A 494-nucleotide genomic window follows, 5' to 3' on the forward strand; every position below is an offset into this window, starting at 1 on the left:
GGCATGGAGGGCGGGCACTTCTGCGCGGGTTCGACCATTGCGAATCTGACCGCGATCTGGGCCGCACGTGATGCCGCGGGTGTGAAGAAGGTAGTCACCTCTCAGGCCGCGCATCTGAGCGTCGAGAAGGCGTGTCGGCTGTTGGGCCTCGAGTGTGTGAAGGTGGCGCTCGACGAGCGGGGGCGGCTGGACCGCGAGCAACTGCCGAACCTCGACGAGGCCTGCCTGGTTCTCACCGCTGGCACCACGGCCACGGGGGCGATCGACCCGCTGGAGCTGGCCGGGGAGGCGAAGTGGACACACGTCGATGCGGCCTGGGCGGGTCCGCTGCGGCTGAGTCGCACCCACTCCGTACGACTCGACGGTATCGAAGCCGCCGATTCGGTGGCGGTGTCCGCCCACAAATGGCTCTTCCAGCCCAAGGATTCGGCCTTGGTGATGTTCCGCGACCTGGAACGTGCGAATGCGGCGGTCAGCTTCGGGGGAGGGTATCT

At 67.2% G+C, this 494-nt stretch carries 1 protein-coding gene; it reads left to right on the forward strand.

Annotated features, from left to right (window positions below; all coding sequences use genetic code 11):
• Positions 1 to 494, forward strand: a 494-nt coding sequence (locus GPA21_RS20395) for a pyridoxal phosphate-dependent decarboxylase family protein (protein WP_168989873.1), incomplete at both ends; no start/stop codon positions are given.

It is taken from the genome of Azoarcus taiwanensis, assembly GCF_012910885.1.
In the GTDB taxonomy this organism is placed as follows: domain Bacteria; phylum Pseudomonadota; class Gammaproteobacteria; order Burkholderiales; family Rhodocyclaceae; genus Azoarcus_F; species Azoarcus_F taiwanensis.